5 protein-coding genes and 1 pseudogene are annotated in these 4660 nt (G+C 63.6%); 2 read left to right on the top strand and 4 right to left on the bottom strand.

From position 1 onward, the window contains the following. The 3 genes and pseudogenes from EOA86_RS23015 to murQ form a co-directional block, all read right to left on the bottom strand. Positions 1–1009: anhydro-N-acetylmuramic acid kinase (locus tag EOA86_RS23015; protein ID WP_128343745.1), on the bottom strand; the 1009-nt coding region annotated here is incomplete at its 3' end. A gap of 6 nt (positions 1010–1015) precedes the next feature. Beyond that, positions 1016–1153 (bottom strand): annotated as a pseudogene (locus EOA86_RS40555) (esterase); the annotation flags it as partial. Positions 1154–1203: 50 nt separating this feature from the next. Beyond that, positions 1204–2127 (bottom strand): N-acetylmuramic acid 6-phosphate etherase, encoded by a 924-nt coding sequence (gene murQ / locus EOA86_RS23005; RefSeq protein WP_128343747.1) that lies wholly within the window; start codon positions 2125–2127, stop codon positions 1204–1206. Between the two features lie 167 nt (positions 2128–2294). Here murQ and EOA86_RS23000 point away from each other — a divergent pair, with 167 nt between their 5' ends. Further along, the gene (locus tag EOA86_RS23000; RefSeq protein ID WP_128343743.1) at positions 2295–3404 is read left to right on the top strand and encodes a carbohydrate kinase; all 1110 of its coding nucleotides are present in this window, start codon (positions 2295–2297) and stop codon (positions 3402–3404) included. A gap of 31 nt (positions 3405–3435) precedes the next feature. Then, positions 3436–4365: a pseudouridine-5'-phosphate glycosidase gene (locus EOA86_RS22995; RefSeq protein ID WP_206630106.1), complete on the top strand. Its 930-nt coding sequence runs from the start codon at positions 3436–3438 to the stop codon at positions 4363–4365. A gap of 27 nt (positions 4366–4392) precedes the next feature. Here EOA86_RS22995 and EOA86_RS22990 read toward each other — a convergent pair. Beyond that, the coding region (locus EOA86_RS22990) for an FAD-linked oxidase C-terminal domain-containing protein (RefSeq protein ID WP_281035685.1) at positions 4393–4660 on the bottom strand (268 nt) is incomplete at its 5' end.

The raw sequence follows: 4660 nt of genomic DNA, 5'->3' as shown, positions 1-4660 counted from the left end.
CACCCTTCCAGCCGAGCGCCTCCGCCGGCACGGCTTCGATACCGGCACGGCTGGCGAGCATGGCCATGATCGTCGGGTTGTGGCGGCCGCCACCGCTGACCACCAGCCGCTTCGGCCGGTGCGGCAGGAGGTCGAGCGCTTTGCCGACGGCGGCGGCGGTGAAGGCCGTCAGCAGTGCAGCGCCATCCTCAGCGCTCATCCCATCCGCCATGGCTGCGCCGAAGTCGAACCGGTCCAGCGACTTTGGATAGGGCTTGGCCAGATAGGGATGCTGCAAGAGCGTGGCCAGCCGCGCTTCGTCGACAGTGCCGGCGCGGGCCAGCGCGCCGTCGCGGTCCATTTCGCCGAGCCCTTTGGACTTGATGAAATCGTTCAACGGCGCATTGGCCGGTCCGGTGTCGAAGGCAACGACATCGTCCTTGCCATCCCACCACGTGACGTTGGCGACGCCGCCGAGATTGAGAACGGCCGTGTCGCCGCTGGCGTCGGCATCGCGTAGCAGCGCGGCGTGATAGGCCGCGGACAGCGGCGCCCCTTGCCCGCCGGCGCGCATGTCGGCCGAGCGGAAGTCGTAGGCAATCTTTGTATCCAGGATGGCATGCATCAACTCGCCATCGCCGAGCTGGCGGGTCTGGCCGGGCCGGCCGACTTGCGGAGCACGATGCAGCACGGTCTGGCCATGGAAGCCGACGACCCCGATATCGGCCATCTTCAATCCATAGCTTTCGACCAGGTCCTTGACTGCCGCTGACTGGGCGCGCGTCAGCGCTTCTTCAGCTTCGCGAAAGATCGCCGGCTCCGGTCCGGTGAAATTCCACACCCTGGCCTGATCCAGCGTCTCCTCCAGCAGGGTCCGGATCGACCTGGGGTAGGGTGCCAGCGTATAGGTGCCGAAATCCGCGATCCGCTCGCCATCGGTCTTGATCAGCGCGACGTCGATATTGCCGTCGAGGACGGTGCCGGTCATCAGGCCGACGGCCCAGATTGGCTGGTCACTTTTCGCAATCATGATTTGTTAGGCTCCATTGGCGAGATCGCCGACCGATTGGCGAAGCGATTCCGCTGTTGAATGATGTGTCGGATGGATCCGTTTGGTGAGCAAGGTCCATGCCTTGCCTTTGTGGAGGTCGATCCACAGTCCCATGCCGGTAAAGCGGTATGCCCGACCGTCCCTGCACAGCCGGCCGCCGCCAGCCCTCATCCTCACACAGGCGTTTCGCCTATCGCCTTTCGCAGGAATCCTCCCGCATTGTCGAGGGCTTGCCGCGCCTCTTTGACGCTCATGCCGGTGATTGTCACCAGGATCGCCAGCTTCACGTCTTTGCCGGTCTGGTCGAGCGCCTGTCGTGCCTGCTGCGCTGTGCAGCCGGTGGTCTGCATCACGATCCCAACCGCCCTGGCGACGAGTTTCTTGTTGCTGGGATTAAGGTCGACCATCAGGTTCTGATAGCTCTTGCCGATCCGAATCATGCCGGCTGTCGTCAGCATGTTGAGAACCAGCTTTTGCGCGGTTCCCGACTTCAGCCGGGTCGAGCCGGCGAGAACCTCGGGGCCGACAAACGGAGAGATGGCAATGTCGGCAATGCCGGCAATGGTCGATCTGGGATTGCAGGAGAGCGCCACTGTCGTCGCTCCCACCTGCCTTGCGTAGGTCAAACCGCCGATCACATAAGGCGTGCGGCCGCTGACCGCGATGCCGACCACCACATCGTCGGCGGTCAACTTGATGTCCTGCAGTGCCTTCATGCCTTGTTGCGGATCATCCTCGGCGCCTTCCGCAGCCCGCATCAGCGCTTTGGGGCCGCCCGCGATCAGGCCGAGCACCATGTCCTCGGGCACACCGAATGTCGGTGGACACTCCGAGGCGTCGAGAACTCCCAACCGGCCGCTCGTGCCGGCGCCGATGTAGACAAGCCGCGCGCCTTTTTGAAACGCACTAACGATCCGGTCTACCGCGGCAGCAATTTCCGGAATGACTTTCTCGACAGCGGCCGGAACGCCGCTGTCCTCGTCATTGATCTTGCGCAGGATCTCGATGGTTGGCAGCAGGTCGATATCCATCGTCTTCGGGTTCCGGTCCTCGGAAACCAACCGTTCCAGCTCCGACATCAACTCCTGTTCGCTCATCCGCTTGCTTTCAAAGTTCCTGCCGTCGGCAATAAGTAATGTGATGCGGCGCCAAGCGTCGACCAGTACCAGCAATTGACGGACCTTCACTCGCTTTAAACAAATGTTGACAAGACCGTCTGTTGTTGATCAACGTCAGCCATGATTTGCGCGGGCCGGGTGAGACGATGGACGACCTTGGAGCACAGGAACAGGCAGTGCTGGATCTCATCGCGGCGAACCCTTTCGCCGGCCAGCAGGACATTGCGAGCGCGCTTGGCATTGCCCGTTCGACCGTCGCGGCCCACATCGTGCAGCTCGTCAACAAGGGCTACATTCTTGGTCGCGGCTATGTGTTGCCGGCCTCCAAGCGCATGATCTGCATCGGCGGCGCCGTCCTGGACCGCAAGTACCACGCCAAGAAGGATCTGATCTTCGGGACGTCGAATCCGGTCGACGGCTATCGCAGCTTCGGCGGCGTCGCCCGCAACGTCGCCGAGAACCTTGTCCGCCTCGGCGTCGACGTAAGCTTCGTCTCGATTGTCGGCGACGACGAGACCGGCCGCTCGCTGGTGCGGCATCTGCGCGACCTCGGCGCCGATGTCAGCCAGGTGATCACCACCACGGAGCGGCCAACGGCGGAATATGCAGCGATCCTCGACCTCAATAACGATCTCGTGCTCGGCATCGCCGACATGGAGATATTCGATCTGTTTTCGCCCTCCCATCTCGACCGCTTCTGGCCGCACCTTGCTTCGGCGACATGGGTGTTCATCGATTGCAACCTGCCGGCTGCGACGATCAAGTCGCTGATGACACGCAAGCAGGGCGCGCGCTTCAGGCTCGCCGTCGACACGGTGTCGTCGCCGAAATCGGCACGCCTGCCGAAGGACCTGACCGGCATCGACCTTTTATTCACCAACCGTGACGAGGCCAATACGATGCTTGGCATCATCGATGCCGACAAGCGGCTTAAGCCGAAGGAGGCTGCAGCGGCGCTGCGCGCGGCCGGCGCCGGCGAGGTGATCGTGACCATGGGCGCTCATGGATTTGCGGTGGCGACCGAGAGCGGCGTGGCGACGATGCGTTCCGTCCCGGCCCGCGCCGTCGACATCACCGGCGCCGGCGATGCAATGATTGCCGGCACCATGTACAAGGTGCTTTCGGGCGATCCCGTGCTCGACGCGGCGCGCACCGGCGCGCTGCTCGCCACGCTGACCACCGAAAGCGAATCCAGCGTTCATCCCGATCTGTCGCCGCGCTTCCTCACCGCCGGCATGTACCGCATTCCCGCCTGAACGCGAGCCGAACCCTGAAAGCGAAATGACGATGAAACCTTCCCTTCTCCACCTGAATGACGAAGTCGCCGCAGCACTCCGGGAAGGCCGCGCGGTGGTGGCGCTGGAATCGACGATCATCACCCATGGCATGCCCTATCCGGCCAATCTGGAGACCGCGCGCGGCGTCGAAACCGTGGTGCGCGAGAACGGTGCTGTGCCCGCCACGATCGCGGTGGTCGCCGGCAAGATCAAGGTCGGGCTCGATGACACTGAGCTGGAAAAGCTGGCGGCGGCGAAGGAGGTGGTCAAGGCCTCCGGGCGCGACCTCGCCGCCATCATGGTGGGCGGCGGCTCGGCCGGAACCACGGTTTCGGCGACGATGCGGATCGCCGCACTCGCCGGCATCGGCATTTTCGCGACCGGCGGCGTCGGCGGCGTGCATCGTGGCGCCGAGGCCACTTTCGATATCTCGGCCGACCTGACCGAACTCGGCCAGACCGGCACGACCGTCGTTTGCGCCGGCGTAAAATCGATCCTCGACATTGCAAAAACGCTGGAATATTTGGAGACCCAGCGCGTGCCGGTGATTGCCTGTCAGAGCGACGATTTTCCGGCCTTCTATACGCGCTCCAGCGGACTGAAAGCCGATCACCGCCTCGATACGCCCGAGGACATTGCGCAGGCCATGCTGCTGCACGAGCAGATCGGCTCGGGCACCGGCATTCTCGTCGCGAATCCAATTCCGGAAGTGGATGCGCTCGATCCGGCCTTCATCGACGGCACGATCACGGCAGCGGTGGCAGAGGCCGAGAAACGCGGCATCGGGCGCAAGGAACTGACGCCGTTCCTGCTCGCCCGCATCAACGAGCTTTCGCAGGGTCGCAGCCTGAAGGCCAATATCGCGCTGGTCCGCAACAACGCCGCGCTTGCCGCCCGTATTGCGGTGGCGCATGCGCGGTTGAAGCGCATGCCCAAATAGGCGGCCGGCGCTACCGGCCTTCGAGTTTCAGGCGGGCCCGAGATCGAAAACCCGCCCGGCATTGAGGATATTGTTCGGATCGAAAGCCGCTTGCAAGCGCCGCATGGCTGCGATCTCGGCATCGCTGCGCACAAGGTGCAACCATTCCTTCTTGTCGAGGCCGATGCCATGCTCGGCCGAGACGCCGCCGCCGGCCGCAGCCACGCTGCGATAGACGATGTCGTATGCCGCCGCCGAATCCACCGTGCGGACCTGATAATGCAGATTGCCATCGCCGAGATGGCCGAAGACGTAG

Origin of the sequence: Mesorhizobium sp. M5C.F.Ca.IN.020.32.2.1 (genome assembly GCF_004023105.1) — a bacterium.
Classification (GTDB): Bacteria; Pseudomonadota; Alphaproteobacteria; order Rhizobiales; family Rhizobiaceae; genus Mesorhizobium; species Mesorhizobium wenxiniae.
This window is presented reverse-complemented; position numbering and strand designations above follow the sequence as displayed.

Excerpts from the sequence above, each read along its gene's own strand:
- EOA86_RS23000 (WP_128343743.1), top strand. The coding sequence starts at position 2,295 with ATGGACGACCTTGGAGCACAGGAACAGGCAGTGCTGGATCTCATCGCG.
- EOA86_RS22995 (WP_206630106.1), top strand. The coding sequence starts at position 3,436 with ATGAAACCTTCCCTTCTCCACCTGAATGACGAAGTCGCCGCAGCACTC.
- murQ (WP_128343747.1), bottom strand. The coding sequence starts at position 2,127 with ATGAGCGAACAGGAGTTGATGTCGGAGCTGGAACGGTTGGTTTCCGAG.